Here is a 16,210-nt window from a genome sequence, read left to right on the forward strand (position 1 = left end):
TCTTTTTATACCTATCCAAATCAAACCTATTATAATATGATCGTTCATTTTGCACAAATAACACAAATCATTGACGACCTATGGCAGTAAACGCATCTTATAATCCATCTATCTCCATTCTGCGATATGTTATATACTAGTCGGAGCTGAATAACAGACCATGAACCTCACGAATAACGTTAGCTACGCCGGGTTCGTGAAAAGAACGGAGATCCCCAGCATGAAACTTCCCGCTACGCCCAGACCGGATCAGAACTGGCTGCGCGCCTTTATGTTTACGATATTTGGCACGACAGCCCTTGTCATTTCCTATTTTCCGCTATATTTCAAAGAAATCGGCTTCAGCAGCGCGCAGATCGGTTATCTGTATGCCATCGGCCCGCTTATATCCATGTTCTCCAATATGATTTGGAGTTACACCAGTGACAAATACCGGACCATCAAACGCATCATGAACATTCTCATTATCGGACAGCTTGTCACGATGCTTGTTTTATGGCAGGTTGCAAGCTTCGGCGTAGTATTAATCACAATCAGTTTATTTTATTTTTTCTACTACCCGGTCTATCCCCTGGCGGATACGATGGCCATCCAAACGGCACAGAGGTACGGACGCAGCTTTACCGTTATTCGCGTATTCGGCTCACTCGGCTACGCGTTCTTCGCGCTTGCCATCGGATATGCCATCAGTGCCGCGGGTGCGTCGGCCACATTGGCTATCGGCATCGGCATCGGCGTGTTCACGCTGCTCTGCTCGTTTCTTCTCCGCGACGGAGTTGCTGCCAAGTCAGAGCCTGTCGAGCTGGCAGCCCTACTCAAAATATTGCGTTCCAAAGAAATATTGTGGTTCTTCGGCTGCACCTTCTGTCTTGCCATCGCCCACCGGATGAATGAAGCCTTTCTTACGCTTACCTTATCCGAGCTGGGAGCGGGTGAAGGACTCATCGGCTGGTCCTTGATGGTCTCGGCTGCCAGCGAGATCCCGATTTTCTTCCTCCTGAGCAAGTATGGCGACAAGATGAAGGAGCTGCCTCTGCTGACTTTTGCAAGCCTGATGTTCGCGCTCCGTTTTCTGCTCATGGCCCTTGCGGCTGACCCGTTGTCCGTGCTTGCGGTTCAATCGCTTCACAGCATTACCTTCGGCGTGTTCTATGTAACCGCGGTCCGCTATATTACAAGGATCATTCCTTGGCAGTACCGCGCGACCGGCATGGCTCTATTCATTATCTTCTGGTCAAGCGTTTCAGGACTTCTCAGCGGAGCCTTCGGCGGTCTGCTGTTCGAAGCGGCGGGAAGACCGGCCTTTTACCAGCTCGCAGCCCTCCTGGCCTTTATCGCCGGTCTCGGTTTTCTTTACCGGCACCTTTTTGCCAAGCCGGAGGATATGAATGTCGGCGGAATCAGCGCTTGACCCATTGAAATACAAAAAAGCACAGTTCTCTTAACCGAGAACTGTGCTTCATGCCTTGGTAATTCTATAAGATCTCCGTATTGGGAGCTAACTTACAGTTTTGTTACGTTGGCTGCTTGAGGACCACGGTTACCTTCAGTGATGTCGAACTCAACCGCTTGACCTTCTTCCAAACTCTTGAAGCCTTCTTCTTGAATTGCGGAGAAGTGTACGAATACATCCTCGCCACCTTCAACGGAAATGAAGCCGTAACCTTTTTCTGCGTTAAACCATTTAACTGTACCTTTCAAATGAACAACCTCCTAAAAATACCGCCATCTATGGCGAATATCCATATTATATCCCATGTTTTCTGACAATGCAATCCGTCAATTCGCCCTAAGGGGCTTTTTTTGAGCCACTATTTAACAGAAGATTATTTGCTTTTACGCCCGCCTGTGCGTTATCATTTACCCAAAAGCCTAAGTAGCAAACGGAGAATGCATATGATCAAAAAACATGAAATATACAAAAAAGACAAGTGGAACATGATGACGGTTGAAGTTCAGGGCCGGTACATCGTTCTCCGCGAAATTTCTGACCAGTGGGGTGAAGAGACCCATACCTTTCTGAGTCGTCCAGCCTTGATGCACTGGGCTCAAAACCGTTTTCCCAAAGCAGATTTTGAAGGCCGGGAAGATGAGTGGAGAGAAATGATGGCTGCTTTTAAGCAGGTGTAACGAATGGATTATACGAATATTGTCATCTTCATTATTCTCGCGTTCAGTCTCGGTGCCATCATGATCATGTACCGGGATAAGATACCGCCGGGACTGAGGAAGGGGATGGCCCTGATTGCCGTCGCCTTCATCTTGTTTGCCTTTTACCTTATTGTATACAGTTTCTTGAATCTGGGTTCCTCGTAAATTTATAGGATGAAAGTGGCGGGTACGCGGCATACTATCGCTCGGATGCTTCAATTCGAGGAGGTATGATGCCATGAGAGGCGCCAAGGTGCTCTGCATTACGATTGCAATCAGCCTGATCGCTCTATCGACTGCCCGCAACGAAGTCTTATCTGAAGGAACCCGGACTCCAACTAATACCTATCATTCAAGGAGGATTTCCATGGAACAATTGTTAAAACGCGCTGATGTCCCTAAAGAGCATCAATGGAAGCTTGAAGATTTATTCGCTGACCAGAAGGCATGGGATGCGAGCTATGCGGAGCTGAAGAATCTTCTGAAACGCACAGCCGATTATCAAGGCAAGTTAACCAACGCGGCTTCCATTAAGGAATGCTTCGAGCTTGAGGACGAAATCTCATATCATGCCGAACGTTTATACGTATATGCGCACATGCATCATGATGAGGATACAGCAAACCCTACATATCAGGCGTTATCTGCCAAAGCCAAAAAATTGAATGTCGAAGCCGGAGAAGCCCTCTCCTTCATCACGCCGGAAATTCTGTCCTTGTCCGAAACGGAGCTTGACAAACTGATTGAAGACCCTACCCTCAAGGAATTCAAGTTTACGCTGTCCGAAATGAAACGGGAGAAGGCTCATGTTCTGTCCAAGACCGAAGAAGCGCTGCTGGCTCAGGTCGGCAACCTCTCCTCTGCGCCGCAGACCATTTTCGGCATGCTGAACAATGCGGATATGAAATTCCCGAAAATCAAAAACGAGGACGGCAAGGAAGTCGAGCTCACGCACGGCAACTATATTCAATTCCTGGAAAGTCCGAACCGCGAAGTTCGCGAGCGTGCTTTCAAAGCCGTGTACGAAACCTATGGCAAGCAGAAGAACACGATTGCGGCTACGCTGAATGCCAATGTAAACAAAAATATTTTCTATTCCCGCGTGCGCAAGTACCCTTCCGTTCTGGAAATGGCGCTCTATGGCGATAACATTCCGAAGGAAGTCTACACCAACCTGATCGATACCATTCACGAGAGCCTGCCGCTCCTCCACCGCTACATGGAGCTCCGCAAGAAGCTGCTGGGCGTGGATGAGCTTCACATGTACGATTTGTTCGCACCGCTCGTAGAAGAGTATAAGTGGGATATCACTTACGAAGAAGCGAAGCAAATGACCAAAGAAGGCCTGACGCCGCTTGGTGAAGATTATCTGAGCAGCTTGCAGGCGGGATATGACAACGGCTGGATCGATGTATATGAGAATGAGAACAAACGGACTGGCGCATACAGCTGGGGCGCTTACGGCACCCACCCATATGTGCTGCTGAACCATAAAGATAACCTGAACAGCATGTTTACCCTTGCACATGAGATGGGTCATGCGCTTCACTCTTACTATTCCGACAACGCTCTGAAATACCGTGACGCCCAGTACACCATCTTCCTGGCTGAAGTGGCATCTACAACGAACGAAGCGTTGCTGATGGATTACCTGCTGAAAAACGCCAAGGATCCGAAGCAGAAAATGTACCTGCTCACCTACTATGCCGATCAATTCCGGACCACGGTATTCCGTCAAACGATGTTTGCCGAGTTCGAGAAGATTGTGCACGAACGCGCGGAAGGCGGCGAATCCCTTACTCCTCAGGATCTATCCGACATCTATTATGAGCTGAACGTGAAATATCACGGTAAAGGCATGCAGGTAGACAAGGAGATCGGAATGGAATGGGCGCGAATTCCCCATTTCTACAACAGCTTCTATGTTTACAAATATGCGACCGGCTTCTCGGCCGCGACCAGCTTCTCCAAGCAAATCCTTGAGGAAGGCCAGCCTGCCGTTGACCGTTACCTCGGCTTCCTGAAGAGCGGCGGCAGCGATTACTCCATTAACATCCTCAAGAAGGCCGGCGTTGATATGTCCTCACCGGAGCCGATTCGTGAAGCGATGAGCGTGTTTGAAGACATCATCAGCCAAATGGAGCAATTGACGAAATAAACAGCCGCTATGGCAGTATGAGCGTATCTCAATTGACCAGTGGAATAAAATCCCTTGCCCTTTACAGGCAAGGGATTTTATACTGTTTGGAGGAAGGAGGTGTTCCCCATGAAAATTCAATGGTCGCTAATCGCAGCCTTATTGTTTGCCCTGATTACGGCTGTATTCGCCGTCATTAATGTCAATCCGGTCGCAGTGAATCTATTATTCGGCACAGTCAATGTACCGCTGATTCTGCTGATTATCGGGTGCTCGCTGATCGGGGGACTCATTGTCGGCACGTTCGGCATTTACCGTCAATATCAAATGCAGAAGGAGATCCGTTCGTTAGCCGAGCAACTTATACATATCCGTGAAGTAACGGGATACACCCCTGAAGTACAAGCTGCGGAAGAGGAAAGCAAGAAAGAACAGAAGGACGCCCCCGCTGAATAGGGAAGGCTGTTCGATTGAACCAAGGAGGCTGAACAATTAGTGGCGATACAACCGAATGAAACTTATGTGCTGAACCTGCTAAAAGAACTGCTCGATACACCGAGCCCAACCGGATATACCCATGACATCATGAAGCGGATCGAACAGGAAGCCGCAACGCTTGATGTTTCGCTCGAATGGAATGAAAAAGGCGGCGCCATTCTGTCCGTTCCCGGACAAGACGGCAGCCGTACGGTTGGTCTGAGCGCCCATGTGGACACGCTTGGCGCGATGGTTCGTGCCGTGAAATCAGAGGGCACGCTCCGTCTTACCTCCGTTGGCGGATACATGATGAACAGCATTGAGAATGAATACTGCATCATCCATACCCGCAGCGGCAAGAAATATACGGGCACGATCCTGTCCACGCATCCTTCCGTCCACGTATACAGCGATGCACGCGATTTCAAGCGCCAGGAAGCCCATATGGAGGTCCGGATCGACGAAATGGTGGAGTCGGCCGATGATGTGAAGAAACTCGGCATCGGGGTTGGAGATTTTGTTTCCTTTGATGCCCGTGCGGTCATTACGCCAAGCGGTTACATCAAATCGCGCCATCTGGATGACAAAGCCAGCGTCGCTGCCCTCTTCGGCTTGCTCGAAAGCATGAAGCGGGATAACTGGAAACCTAAACATAATGTAAAGCTTCTCATTTCGAACTATGAAGAAGTGGGACATGGCGCGGCTTACATTCCTGCCGACATCAATGAGATGATTGCGGTCGATATGGGCTGCATCGGCGATGACCTAAGCTGCAAGGAAACCGATGTATCCATCTGCGCGAAGGATTCATCCGGTCCCTATGACTATGACATGACCAGCCGTTTGATCCAGCTGGCCGAAAGCGAAGGCATTGCGTATGCGGTGGATATCTACCCTCATTACGGCTCTGACGCTTCTGCAGCACTTTCCGCGGGCAGCAACATCAAGGCCGCGCTGATCGGTCCGGGCGTCCATGCATCCCATGCCATGGAAAGAACGCATAAACAAGCCGTTCTTAACACCGTAAAGCTGCTGGCGGCCTACGTCAGTTGATCATTTTATAAACAACGTCTGTTCGCGTACTTTCACAAAAAAACATCCTCTCTTTAGAAGATGTTGTTGCTGTATGATCAAAATGGTTCAGCCACGCTGGCCTTATACTAACAAAGGGGCGTCCCGCCAAGGCATTATGCCTGGGGACGCCCCTTTATTTATGGATCGTGTGAATCCTTACGATTTCTTGCTCTGTTCAATCTTCTCCGCGAGCTCGTTCAGATAGGTCCAGCGCTCCATCAGATGCTCCAGCTCACGCTCCGTTTCCTCCTGAGCCTTCATCAGCTCCTGAAGCCTGGCTGCGTCGCTGCCGGCGGTCTCCATCTCGGATTGAATCGAAGCGAGCTTGCTCTCGGTATCCTCGATGAGCCCATCAATCTGCTCAAACTCCCGTTGTTCTTTGTAACTGAATTTCAAGCGCTCACGCGGCGCTTCTTTAGCTGAATCGCTGTCCCTGCCATCACTGCTCCCCGAAGCAGATTTGGCTATGGATGCTTCCGCCTTGCTCCCGGAAGCTTCACCGCCGTGACGCTGCATCCATTCCGCATATTCGCTGTAAGAGCCGACATGGACACGAATCTGACCGTCGCCCTCAAAGGCCATAATCTTGTCCACCGTTCGATCCAGGAAAAAGCGATCATGGGATACCACGATACAGACGCCCGGGAACTCATCTAAATACTGCTCCAGAACGGACAATGTCTGGATATCCAAATCATTGGTTGGTTCATCGAGCAGCAGCACATTCGGTGCGCTCATCAGCACCCGCAGCAGATACAAGCGGCGCTTCTCGCCTCCGGACAGCTTCGCAATCGGCGTCCACTGCAGCGCGGGCGGAAACAGGAAGCGTTCCAGCATCTGGGCTGCGGTAATCGCCGAACCGTCCGCCGTACGGACAACCTCGGCCTCATCCTTGATATACTCAATCACGCGCTGACTGCCGTCCATCTCCTGATGCTCCTGCGTGAAATAACCGAGCTTGACCGTCGGTCCGAGCACGACTTCCCCGCCACTCGGCTGAATCCGCCCGGCAATCAGATTGAGCAGCGTGGATTTGCCGCTGCCGTTCGGGCCTACGATACCTATCCGATCCTCGGGAACAGCGATATAAGAAAGGTCCTGAATTAACGTTTTGTCGTCGATCTTCATCCAGAGACCTTCAATCTCCAGAATTTTGCGTCCCAAGCGGGTGGAAGCGACCGAAACGTCCAGTTCACCGGAGCTGTGTACCATCTCCTGATCCTTGAGTTTCTCGAAGCGTTCTATCCTCGCCTTCTGCTTGGTCGTGCGGGCCTTGGCCCCTCTTCGGATCCAGGCAAGCTCGCTCCGCAGCAAATTTTGGCGCTTTTGCTCGGAAGCGGCTTCACGCTCCTCGCGTTCTGCCTTCAGCTCCAGAAAACGGCTGTAATTCGCCTCATATCGAAACAGCCGTCCGTGATCCAGCTCCAGCATAACATTGGCTACCCGGTCCAGAAAATACCGGTCATGCGTAATCATGAGCAGTGCGCCGCGGCGCTTCTGCAAATACTGCTCCAGCCAGGCAACGGATTCATTGTCTATGTGGTTGGTCGGCTCGTCCAAAATGAGCAAATCGGAAGGTTGAATCAAAGCGGCGGCTAATGCCACCCGCTTACGCTGGCCGCCTGACAGCGTCCCCATCTTCGCTTCATAATTCCGAATCCCCAGCTTGGACAGGATGGTTTTCGCATCGCTTTCAAGCTGCCATGCCTGCAGCGTATCCAGCGTCTGATTGAGCTTCAGCAGTTTCTGCTGCAGCTCCTCATGACTTGGATGCAGCTCCAGCAGCTCCATCGTTTCAGTATATTCCCGCACTGCCTTCATCTCCGGAAGATCGCCCTCAAACACCTGCTGCAGGACGGTTTTGTCCGGATCAAACTCCGGATTCTGCGCCAGGTAACGAACCCGGATGCGATTGCCCATCGATATTTTACCGGAGTCGGGCGGTTCGAGCCCCGCGATGACCCGCAGAAATGTGGATTTCCCCGTGCCATTCACGCCGATAATGCCGATTTTATCCTGATCCTCCATTCCGAAGGATGCATCTTGAAACAGAATTTTGTCTCCATAGCTTTTTGTTACCTGTTCGACGGTCAAAATATTCATTGTTATGATCCCTACTTACATCTATAGATTTCGTTGAACGTTTGTTTCATCGGTAAGATGGATACATTATAACGCAATCAGCACGGCAATCCCATAAGCTGCCGCTCCGCCGAGAAGCGAACTGACCAGATTGACTGCATCGTTGGACATCCACGAAGCGCCGCGCGTACGCACGGTATCTTCACCACAATGATGCGACACTTCCACCGATTTGCCGCACACACGGCAGCGATACATCACTTGTAATGTCGCTCCGAGGTACGAATCGGCGAAAGCTCCAACCAATCCGCCGGCGAGGGCTGCCAGGACATACGGCAATAGCTCTGCATCCATGCCGCTCCATCCGGCAAGCAGCCATCCGCCTGCCCCAATCAGTAAACTCCCTGCCGCTGCAGCCGTGGAGCCGACCCAGGACACGCCGCCGGATTCCCCGGCGGTCAGCACCTTGCCATTCAGCACGGAACGCGGGGGCTTCCGGCTAAGGCTGCCTAACTCCGTGGCCCAGGTATCCGCCGTTACCGTAGCCATTACGCCTATAAACAGGAATACCCACAGATCGGATTGAATCCATACGTTTAACAGACACAGCACCATGCCGATGCCGCCATTGGCGAAGACCTGACCCGCATCCCGCCGGCCTGTCTTGGCATAGGATTTCTCCAGGTCTGCCTTCCGCTGTTTCCCGTACCGGGATAGCAGTGTGGATGTAATGAAAAAAAGAAGCAGGGTTCCGAACCAAAACACGTTCCCTGCTCCGTAATATATGGTACCCATCAGAATAGCGGCTGCGGCTCCGGATTCCGATAGTGATCGTTTCCTGTAAGCGGCTCCTGCCACGATAAAAGCGCCTGCCGCTCCGATCAGCCAATCCATCTGTGACCCCTCCCATGTGTTAAAGCATATATCCGTTTACCCGATTTCGCAGCGGCCCAGACGGTCATCTCCCCAGAACAATTCGAACACGTCGCCAGATTCCGTCGGTCCTACACCAGCCGGTGTACCCGTGAAGATTAAATCACCTTGGCCAAGGCCATAATGCTCGCCGATGTAATCGATGATGTGCTGAAGGGAGAAGATCATATCCTTCGCATTCCCGCGCTGCACCTCTTCGCCGTTCTTCCTTACGGTAAAATCGATATCGCCCAGCTTCGCGGTCCCGGGAAACGCAATGGATGGCGTAAGCGGTGCGGAAGATTTAAACGCTTTTGCCGCCGTCCAAGGATGTCCCTTCTCTTTAATGACCGACTGTACGTCACGCAGCGTGAAGTCGATGCCAAGGGCCATCGTTTTTACAAGCTCGTCAACGGTCTTGCCTGGCGCGTAATCCTCCGCAAGCTGGATAACAAGCTCGCCTTCAAAATGAAGACTGCCGCGGTCCATCGGCAGCTTCAGCACGCTGCCATCCAATGGAACGACGGCATGCGAGGGTTTAAGGAAAATCATCGGCTCTTCCGGCACCGCATTGCCGAGCTCCGCCGCATGCAATTGATAATTACGACCTACACAATAAACGTTATTCACTAGGGCACACATAACATTAAAACCTCCATTTTCTTCGCCAGAATGGAACTTTGGGTGCAATTTTATGGATAAAAATCTGCCCCCATGTATCGGGGCGGTTCGTACAGATCATGATGGCGGGATTCATTCGGGCGAGCGATCTCATGCTCTTCGCATCATCCACCGTCCAGGCCATGGGCGTAATGCCGTTCTTCACCAGATCGGACGCAAAGGCCGCATCCAGGTGGGAATAGCCGATCGATAAAAAGGAACATTTCATTTGCTTCAAGCGCGCCAACAAATTGCGGGGATGCGCATCGATAATAAGTCCGGTTTTTACGTTAGGTTCCAATTCCTTGGCCTTCATCAAGGCTTTTGGCTCAAAAGAAGTAAGCACCACGTCCGGCAGCATCCGGTGGGCATGAATCCGCTCCAGAACGGCTTTCTCCAGGCCGGGATACATGTCGCCGCTCGTTTTAAGTTCGATATTAAGTTTCAATCGTCCTTTGACAAGCTGCAAAACCTCATCCAGCGAAGGAACCTGCTCTCCCCTGAATTGGCGTCCCTTCCATTCTCCGGCGTCCATCCTCCGAATTTGCTGCCAGGTCAGATCCTTCACCTTGCCTTTCCCGGTCGTGGTACGGTCCACACTATAGTCATGTATCACGACAGGGACCCCGTCCTGAGTCAATTGCACATCAATTTCCATCCAATGCACGAAGGGCTCATCCATCGCCATCTGAATGGCTGCGCGCGTATTTTCAGGTGCTTTACCGGAGAACCCCCGGTGAGCCACACATAAATTGTTCATGGTGGGACCTCCTTGATGTAAGGATTTAAAGAATTATTCCACTGCCTTGCCAGCGATAACTTTACCATCGAGCGCTATTTTTACGCCGCCGACAGATCGCTTCTCCACCTCTTTCAGCAAGGCCTCAGCTTCTTTGCCTTCGAGCGGGATGACCTGTCCGATCTCCGTACGGTAAGGCGTCAGCTTCAAGTCACATTCTCCTTGCTTACTGCATGATGCCTGGAATACGGCAGTTTTCCACGTATCTTCATTCGAGGATTTGGTAAATATGAAATTACCGGTACTGTAAGCAATCCACTTGCCTTTGTACTGCTCCAATCCCTGCAGCACATGGGGATGCCCGCCGATAATCAGGTCGGCTCCACCGTCAATAAACGCACGTGACAGATTAATCTGGTGAACATTTGGCGTTTTATGAAGCTCCTCTCCCCAATGGGCAACCACGACCACCAGATCGGCCTTGGAACGCGCCGCGTTGATCGCTTCAACCGCCTTGGGCAGCACATGGTCATATGCCCCGGCCACCCCCGGCCTGTTCTCCAGCGCGTACCACGTCGTCTCCGGAAGCACACGGCTGAATCCAAGCAAGGCAACCGTCATGCCCTGAAGCTCGAAATACTGGGCCGCGAAGGCCTCCTTCTCATTCCGTCCTGCGCCTACATAACGGATATCATGATCCTTTAAATGCTTCAAGGTATCCAGAAGTCCTTCTTGTCCTTGATCTAGGATATGATTGTTAGCCAGATTAACGGCCTCTACCCCGGCATCTCGCAGAGCCGGCAATATGTCCGGTGAGGATTTGAATACAAATTTCTTATTGGCAGCGCCAACACCTCCGGTCGTAACCGGCGTTTCCAGATTAAGTACGGTCAGATCATCCTCATGGAATGCAGTACCCAGATGCTTGTACGGATAATCGTACCCGTGATTCTTCAGCGCATCCTCCACTTTGCCCGAGAACAAGGTATCCCCGGCAAAATGCATGACCACCCGCTTGGCGAGAGCGGAATCGCCAGGATCATCTGCTGCGCTGCCTTCAGGCTCGGTCATATCGGAATCTGGGGGCTCGCCGGTCTCCGTCGTCTCTGTCGTCTTCGGAGGCATCGAATCCGTCCCCTCGCCGTCAGCTGGTTGTCTGGAACCCGGGTTACCCTCCTGCTCCCCTTCCATGCCAAACTCCGGCATACCGGGCGGATAAGCCGTTTGCTGAACAGGATCTTCCTTAAATTTAAAATGATAGACAAGCAAAGCAGCGATCATAATGATCAGACATAAGTTAAGTATGATCCAAACCTGACCGGTTCGCTGCTTACGGGCCTTCTTCTCGGCCTTGCTCTTCTCTGATCGTGACAGATGCATAGGTCACTCCTTTATTCACTTATAAGCTCGCGTAATAAGTCGCTCAACCCATTATACCAGCTTCCCTATAAAGAATAGAACCCCCCGTCACCGGGGAGTTCCATATCTAAGCATTCTATTCGAATTTCCGGTAATAACGGATTTACAGACCGATCAAGGTGATCACGGAATCGCTGAGCGCTTCCATGTATAGCGGATCGCTGTTCAAGGAGTCGATGCGCTCAAGCCGCATATCCATTTCCTTGGCAATGCTTTTGGCTTCAATATCCAGATCGTACAGAACCTCAAGATGATCCGAGACAAAACCGACCGGCGCAACCAGCACATCCTCGACCTGCTCTTCTTTATTCAGCGTTTGCAGCGTATCCAGTATGTCCGGACCGAGCCAAGGCTCCGCCGTCCGGCCAGCACTTTGCCATGTGAACTGCCACTGCTTGACGCCTGCCTGTTCGGCTACGGCTTTGGATGTCTCAAGGAGCTGATCCTGATAAGGATCTCCGATGGACAAGATGCGTTCCGGGAGGCTGTGAGCACTAAACAGCACTCTCACGCTGTCACGGTCAGCCCCTGCTTCCTCGAACTGGTTCAGCTTGGCGGACACCCGGTCCGCAAAGGCCTCGATCAGTTTCGGATGCATGTGATAGCTTTCAACAAACGAGATCTGAAGTCCCAACTCATCCGCTTTGGCTTGAGCGCGCTTCACGTAGGATCCGATGCTCATCGTGGAGTAATGAGGAGCCAGCACAATGCCGACCGCTTCCTTAATGCCGTCCCGCACCATTTGCTCAACGCCATCTTCGATGTATGGGGCAGCGTGCTTCAGTCCCTGATAGCATACAAACTCAAGATCGATCGCGCGAGGATCCGCATTCAATGTATCCTGCAGCGTGCGTACCTGTCGGTCCGTATTCTCCCGGAGTGGAAACACACCTCCCACAATCGCCTCATAGCGGTCAGTAAGCTCCTTAAGTTGCTCCTCCGACGGCTTATTCCCGCGACGGATATGGGTATAATAACTCTCGATTCCTTCCATGCTCTCCGGTGTGCCGTAGGACATAACCAACACGCCAATCTTGTTCTTCATACCATCTCACCTCTGACTAATAAAATATTCAACATTTAAGAGCGTTGTGCACCTGCCTGCAGTGCCTGAGCGGAGTATTCGTGAATATACGATGTCAACTCACGAAGTTTCTCCAGCGAAGCCTCCGGGAATAAACCGTGCCCTAGATTAAACACAAAGCCGGGCTCCTGAATCCCCTGATCGATAATCTCTTTCGCATACTGCTGGATGACCGGCATCGGTCCGGTCAGTACGGTCGGGTCCAGATTGCCCTGAACAGCATACTTATGCTCTAAACGGCGGCGTCCTTCTGCAATGGACACTCTCCAATCGAGACCGATGACATCCGTTCTCAGATCGGTAAGCGTAGGCAGCAGCTCACCTGAGCTCACGCCTGGAAAATAAATTTTCGGAACACTCAGGTCCTGAAGCTCTGCAAAAATACGCTTAATGGTTGGAAGGACATACGTTTGGAAATCCTGTGGAGACAAAGCCCCCACCCAGCTGTCAAACAATTGAAACGCTTTCCCGCCGTTAGCGACGTGGGCGCGCAGATAAGCGATCACCATATCCCCGAGCTTGTCCATCAGCGAGAACCATACCTTCGGCTCACTGTACATGAGTTCTTTCGTGCGAAGATAATTTTTGGATGGTCTACCTTCGATGAGATAGCTGGCAATCGTGAACGGAGCGCCCGCAAATGTGATTAGCGGCACTTCCAGCTCCTTATCCAGGATCCGGATGGTCTCCAGGACATGTCCAAGATCCCCCTCGACATCGATCGGGCGCAGTTTCTCTACATCCGCCGCAGATCGGATCGGATTATCAATCACCGGGCCGATATTTTTCACAATATCGAAGTCTACCCCGATCGAGGCAACGGGATTCATAATATCGGAATATAAAATAGCCGCGTCCACACCAAGCTTCCGTACGGGCATCAAGGTTACCTCTGCCGCCAGCTCCGGTTGACTGCATATTTCCAGTAAGGAGTACTTTTCTTTAATCTTTCGGTACTCCGGGTCGTAGCGTCCCGCTTGACGCATATACCATACAGGAACGTGGTTCACTTCCTGCTTGCGGCAAGCGCGAATGAATTGATCGTTATAGGTCATGATTAGGCCCCCATCAATGTGTATAAAGTTTCCTAAATTTCATTATGCCCTTTTTAAAAGTAAGTAACAACCGTCTTACATGGACATCCTATGAAAATCGCATGACAATCTTATGACATTGTTAGCATTTGGCACTTTTTAAATATGTTATACTGGAAGAACGGCATTTTTAGGGTAGTTCCACAATTCGCCCGGTTATTTCGGGCTCGACAGCTTAGAAAGGAAGTGAAGGGCACATTGACCAATTGGAAAATCAATCTCATTGTGCTTTGGTTCGGACAGTTTTTGGTCAACTCCGGGATGACCATGATCACCCCGTTCCTGACGTTATATCTGGCGCAAGACCTGAATGTCGTGGGAGATCGGGAAATAGGACTATGGGCAGGATTAATATTCGCTGCCAACTTCCTGACATCATTCATTTTTCAACCGATCTGGGGAAAGGTCGCAGACAAATACGGACGCAAAATCATGCTGCTGCGCTCCGGCTTCGGCATGGCGCTGGTCATTGCGTGCATGGGCTTTGCTACCCATCCATGGCATCTGCTGGTTCTGCGTCTGCTGAACGGTACCATATCGGGATTTAACCCTGCGGCAATATCGCTCGTATCGGGTACAACGCCCAAGAATCGAATGGGATTTGCGATGGGCATCATGCAGTCCGGACAAGTTGCAGGCACGATTCTTGGTCCGTTGATCGGCGGACTCATGGCAAGCTGGGTCGGATTCCGGCCAATCTTCTATATCACGGGCGGATTGATTTTTGCCGCTTCGATGCTTGCCTTGTTCCTCGTCAAGGAAAATTTCAACCGCGAGCAGGCGGCCAAGGCGCCGCAGCCTTCGGTTATAGCCGGGCTCAAGGAGCTGAGCCATATTCCGCAGCTGCCGGCGTTATTCGCCGTCACGTTCCTGCTGCAATTCGCCATGATCAGTCCCATGGCGCTGCTTCCGCTGTACGTTCAGAAGCTTCATGGAACAGCGGTGGATATTGCGATATGGGCCGGGTTCGTTGTGGCGGTAACGGGGCTGTCGAACATGATCGCTTCCCCGATTCTCGGCAAGCTCAGCGACAAGGTCGGCGCGCACCGCATCTTGACCTACGCCTTGATCGGTACGGGACTTACGCTGATCCCGCAAGCTTTTGTTCAATCGGTATGGCAGTTGATTATCGTACGGTTCATGATGGGCGTCTTCATGGGCGGGCTGCTGCCAAGCGTCAACGCGCTGATTCGCTCATACACGCCGGACGGCATGGAAAGCCGCTCCTTCGGCTTCAATACAAGCTCGCTAGCGCTTGGCAACATGCTGGGGGCGGTGATCGGCGGATTCTTATCCGGCTTCATCGGCATCGAAGGATTGTTTATTACTTCCGGCTGTCTGTTGATCATCAATATGATGTGGGTGAGAAGAAAGCTGTTCTCGCAAAGGCCTTCGCCCAAATATCGTTGATCCCCCGGAGTCTGTCATCTATAGCTTGAGCTTGTCTCCAAACAACAAGGGGCTGTCCCGTGGTCTGCATCGACCCAAGGACAGCCCCTTGTTCTGTTATTCATACCACTCGCCCAAATCTGACTTCCAGTCGACAGCCCAATGGCTGCACTCCTTCCAATGGTTATCTTATCGTCCAGCACAGCTCGCTATTGGTTGATTCATCCTTTAACGCGTGCAAGGATCAGCCCGTCATAAGCAGGCAGCAGTGTGCTGACCAGCCTCTTGTCCGTCGCAATGACTTCATTAAACCGGCGTACCGCTTGAACCGAAGGACCGTTCTTGTCCGAGTTCAGCGTTCTGCCGCGCAAGAAACAGTTATCCCCGGCAATAAGGGCACCCGGATTCGCTAGCTCCAAAGCATAATCCAAGTAAAGGGGATAGTTCTCCTTATCCGCATCAATAAAGAAAAAATCGAAGGTTCGTCCTTCCTGCTTCAACGCTGCCAAACTGTCCGCAGCCGGACCGATCCGGTACTCCACCCGATCCTTGAATCCGGCCTTCTCCAGATGCCTGCCTGCAAGCTGCGCGTATTCTTCCTTAAGCTCAAGGGAGGTGAGCTTGCCGTCCGCAGGAAGCCCTCGGCATAGACAGATCCCGCTATAGCCGCCAAGGGCGCCGATTTCGAGAATATTCCTGGCGCCGGCAGTCTGTACCAGCATGGTCAGCAATCGGCCATATGCCGGTGCCACCGACACCTCTGGCATCCCATGCTCGCGGATGGCCTCTATCACGAACTGAAGCTCTTCATCTTCAGGGTATAATTGGTTAACATAATCATCAGGGGTCGTAAGCAATGAAGCCGCCTCCTTTGTCTTAATTAAGAAACGTTGTTTCCCGTTAAACCTAACGAGAACTATCATATGATAATTGTCTTAGTCAATGCAATCGCCTATACTATATAGATTGAACCGGCGGCGACTATCGCCGTA

Annotated in this window: 16 protein-coding genes; 7 read left to right on the forward strand and 9 right to left on the reverse strand. The window is 51.5% G+C overall.

Annotated features, from left to right (window positions below; translation table 11 throughout):
* The first annotated feature begins 220 nt into the window (after positions 1 to 220).
* Positions 221 to 1,411 carry an MFS transporter gene (locus MKX98_RS24100; protein ID WP_260066218.1) on the forward strand — a complete coding sequence of 397 codons (1,191 nt, stop codon included), beginning with the start codon at positions 221 to 223 and terminating at the stop codon, positions 1,409 to 1,411.
* Between the two features lie 92 nt (positions 1,412 to 1,503).
* Here MKX98_RS24100 and MKX98_RS24105 read toward each other — a convergent pair whose 3' ends face one another.
* A complete protein-coding gene (locus tag MKX98_RS24105; protein ID WP_006211711.1) occupies positions 1,504 to 1,701 on the reverse strand; it encodes a cold shock domain-containing protein in 198 nt (65 codons plus the stop codon).
* A 195-nt stretch (positions 1,702 to 1,896) separates the two neighbouring features.
* Here MKX98_RS24105 and MKX98_RS24110 point away from each other — a divergent pair, with 195 nt between their 5' ends.
* From MKX98_RS24110 to MKX98_RS24130, 5 genes are all read left to right on the forward strand, one after another.
* On the forward strand, positions 1,897 to 2,130 hold the full coding sequence (locus tag MKX98_RS24110; RefSeq protein ID WP_071223114.1) for a hypothetical protein: 234 nt from the start codon (positions 1,897 to 1,899) through the stop codon (positions 2,128 to 2,130).
* Positions 2,131 to 2,133: 3 nt separating this feature from the next.
* Entirely contained in the window at positions 2,134 to 2,316 is a 183-nt protein-coding gene (locus MKX98_RS24115; RefSeq protein WP_071223115.1) for a hypothetical protein, read from the forward strand.
* Positions 2,317 to 2,518: 202 nt separating this feature from the next.
* The gene (pepF, locus tag MKX98_RS24120) at positions 2,519 to 4,309 is read left to right on the forward strand and encodes an oligoendopeptidase F (RefSeq protein ID WP_071223371.1); all 1,791 of its coding nucleotides are present in this window, start codon (positions 2,519 to 2,521) and stop codon (positions 4,307 to 4,309) included.
* A 108-nt stretch (positions 4,310 to 4,417) separates the two neighbouring features.
* Positions 4,418 to 4,744, forward strand: a complete 327-nt coding sequence (locus MKX98_RS24125) for a lipopolysaccharide assembly protein LapA domain-containing protein (protein ID WP_100538498.1) — start codon at positions 4,418 to 4,420, stop codon at positions 4,742 to 4,744.
* A 39-nt stretch (positions 4,745 to 4,783) separates the two neighbouring features.
* On the forward strand, positions 4,784 to 5,818 hold the full coding sequence (locus MKX98_RS24130; protein ID WP_194543892.1) for a M42 family metallopeptidase: 1,035 nt from the start codon (positions 4,784 to 4,786) through the stop codon (positions 5,816 to 5,818).
* Between the two features lie 177 nt (positions 5,819 to 5,995).
* Here MKX98_RS24130 and taeA read toward each other — a convergent pair whose 3' ends face one another.
* The 7 genes from taeA to hemE all read right to left on the reverse strand — a co-directional run bounded on the left by taeA (position 5,996) and on the right by hemE (position 13,790).
* The gene (gene taeA, locus MKX98_RS24135) at positions 5,996 to 7,942 is read right to left on the reverse strand and encodes an ABC-F type ribosomal protection protein TaeA (protein ID WP_339218839.1); all 1,947 of its coding nucleotides are present in this window, start codon (positions 7,940 to 7,942) and stop codon (positions 5,996 to 5,998) included.
* A 66-nt stretch (positions 7,943 to 8,008) separates the two neighbouring features.
* Positions 8,009 to 8,815 carry a DUF92 domain-containing protein gene (locus tag MKX98_RS24140; protein ID WP_194543894.1) on the reverse strand — a complete coding sequence of 269 codons (807 nt, stop codon included), beginning with the start codon at positions 8,813 to 8,815 and terminating at the stop codon, positions 8,009 to 8,011.
* Between the two features lie 36 nt (positions 8,816 to 8,851).
* A complete protein-coding gene (locus MKX98_RS24145; protein ID WP_339218842.1) occupies positions 8,852 to 9,475 on the reverse strand; it encodes a fumarylacetoacetate hydrolase family protein in 624 nt (207 codons plus the stop codon).
* A 4-nt stretch (positions 9,476 to 9,479) separates the two neighbouring features.
* On the reverse strand, positions 9,480 to 10,253 hold the full coding sequence (locus MKX98_RS24150; protein ID WP_194543896.1) for a glycerophosphodiester phosphodiesterase family protein: 774 nt from the start codon (positions 10,251 to 10,253) through the stop codon (positions 9,480 to 9,482).
* Between the two features lie 33 nt (positions 10,254 to 10,286).
* Complete coding sequence (locus tag MKX98_RS24155) at positions 10,287 to 11,612, reverse strand: CapA family protein (RefSeq protein ID WP_339218843.1); 1,326 nt, start codon at positions 11,610 to 11,612, stop codon at positions 10,287 to 10,289.
* 142 nt (positions 11,613 to 11,754) lie between these two features.
* On the reverse strand, positions 11,755 to 12,696 hold the full coding sequence (gene hemH, locus MKX98_RS24160) for a ferrochelatase (protein ID WP_194543898.1): 942 nt from the start codon (positions 12,694 to 12,696) through the stop codon (positions 11,755 to 11,757).
* A 35-nt stretch (positions 12,697 to 12,731) separates the two neighbouring features.
* Positions 12,732 to 13,790: a uroporphyrinogen decarboxylase gene (gene hemE, locus MKX98_RS24165; protein ID WP_194543899.1), complete on the reverse strand. Its 1,059-nt coding sequence runs from the start codon at positions 13,788 to 13,790 to the stop codon at positions 12,732 to 12,734.
* Positions 13,791 to 14,027: 237 nt separating this feature from the next.
* On the opposite strand from hemE, the gene MKX98_RS24170 reads away from it, so the two are divergent.
* The gene (locus MKX98_RS24170) at positions 14,028 to 15,239 is read left to right on the forward strand and encodes an MFS transporter (protein ID WP_339218846.1); all 1,212 of its coding nucleotides are present in this window, start codon (positions 14,028 to 14,030) and stop codon (positions 15,237 to 15,239) included.
* A 200-nt stretch (positions 15,240 to 15,439) separates the two neighbouring features.
* Here the strand turns inward: MKX98_RS24170 and MKX98_RS24175 are convergent, their stop codons facing one another.
* Positions 15,440 to 16,075, reverse strand: a complete 636-nt coding sequence (locus MKX98_RS24175; protein WP_113060359.1) for an O-methyltransferase — start codon at positions 16,073 to 16,075, stop codon at positions 15,440 to 15,442.
* Positions 16,076 to 16,210: the final 135 nt, after the last annotated feature.

It is taken from the genome of Paenibacillus sp. FSL W7-1332, assembly GCF_037969785.1.
GTDB lineage: Bacteria > Bacillota > Bacilli > Paenibacillales > Paenibacillaceae > Paenibacillus_AQ.

Coding starts and splice junctions, on each gene's coding strand:
- MKX98_RS24145 (WP_339218842.1), bottom strand. CDS start 9,475: ATGTGTGCCCTAGTGAATAACGTTTATTGTGTAGGTCGTAATTATCAA.
- MKX98_RS24110 (WP_071223114.1), top strand. CDS start 1,897: ATGATCAAAAAACATGAAATATACAAAAAAGACAAGTGGAACATGATG.
- MKX98_RS24125 (WP_100538498.1), top strand. CDS start 4,418: ATGAAAATTCAATGGTCGCTAATCGCAGCCTTATTGTTTGCCCTGATT.
- taeA (WP_339218839.1), bottom strand. CDS start 7,942: ATGAATATTTTGACCGTCGAACAGGTAACAAAAAGCTATGGAGACAAA.
- MKX98_RS24115 (WP_071223115.1), top strand. CDS start 2,134: ATGGATTATACGAATATTGTCATCTTCATTATTCTCGCGTTCAGTCTC.
- hemH (WP_194543898.1), bottom strand. CDS start 12,696: ATGAAGAACAAGATTGGCGTGTTGGTTATGTCCTACGGCACACCGGAG.
- MKX98_RS24155 (WP_339218843.1), bottom strand. CDS start 11,612: ATGCATCTGTCACGATCAGAGAAGAGCAAGGCCGAGAAGAAGGCCCGT.
- hemE (WP_194543899.1), bottom strand. CDS start 13,790: ATGACCTATAACGATCAATTCATTCGCGCTTGCCGCAAGCAGGAAGTG.
- MKX98_RS24150 (WP_194543896.1), bottom strand. CDS start 10,253: ATGAACAATTTATGTGTGGCTCACCGGGGGTTCTCCGGTAAAGCACCT.
- MKX98_RS24100 (WP_260066218.1), top strand. CDS start 221: ATGAAACTTCCCGCTACGCCCAGACCGGATCAGAACTGGCTGCGCGCC.
- MKX98_RS24140 (WP_194543894.1), bottom strand. CDS start 8,815: ATGGATTGGCTGATCGGAGCGGCAGGCGCTTTTATCGTGGCAGGAGCC.
- pepF (WP_071223371.1), top strand. CDS start 2,519: ATGGAACAATTGTTAAAACGCGCTGATGTCCCTAAAGAGCATCAATGG.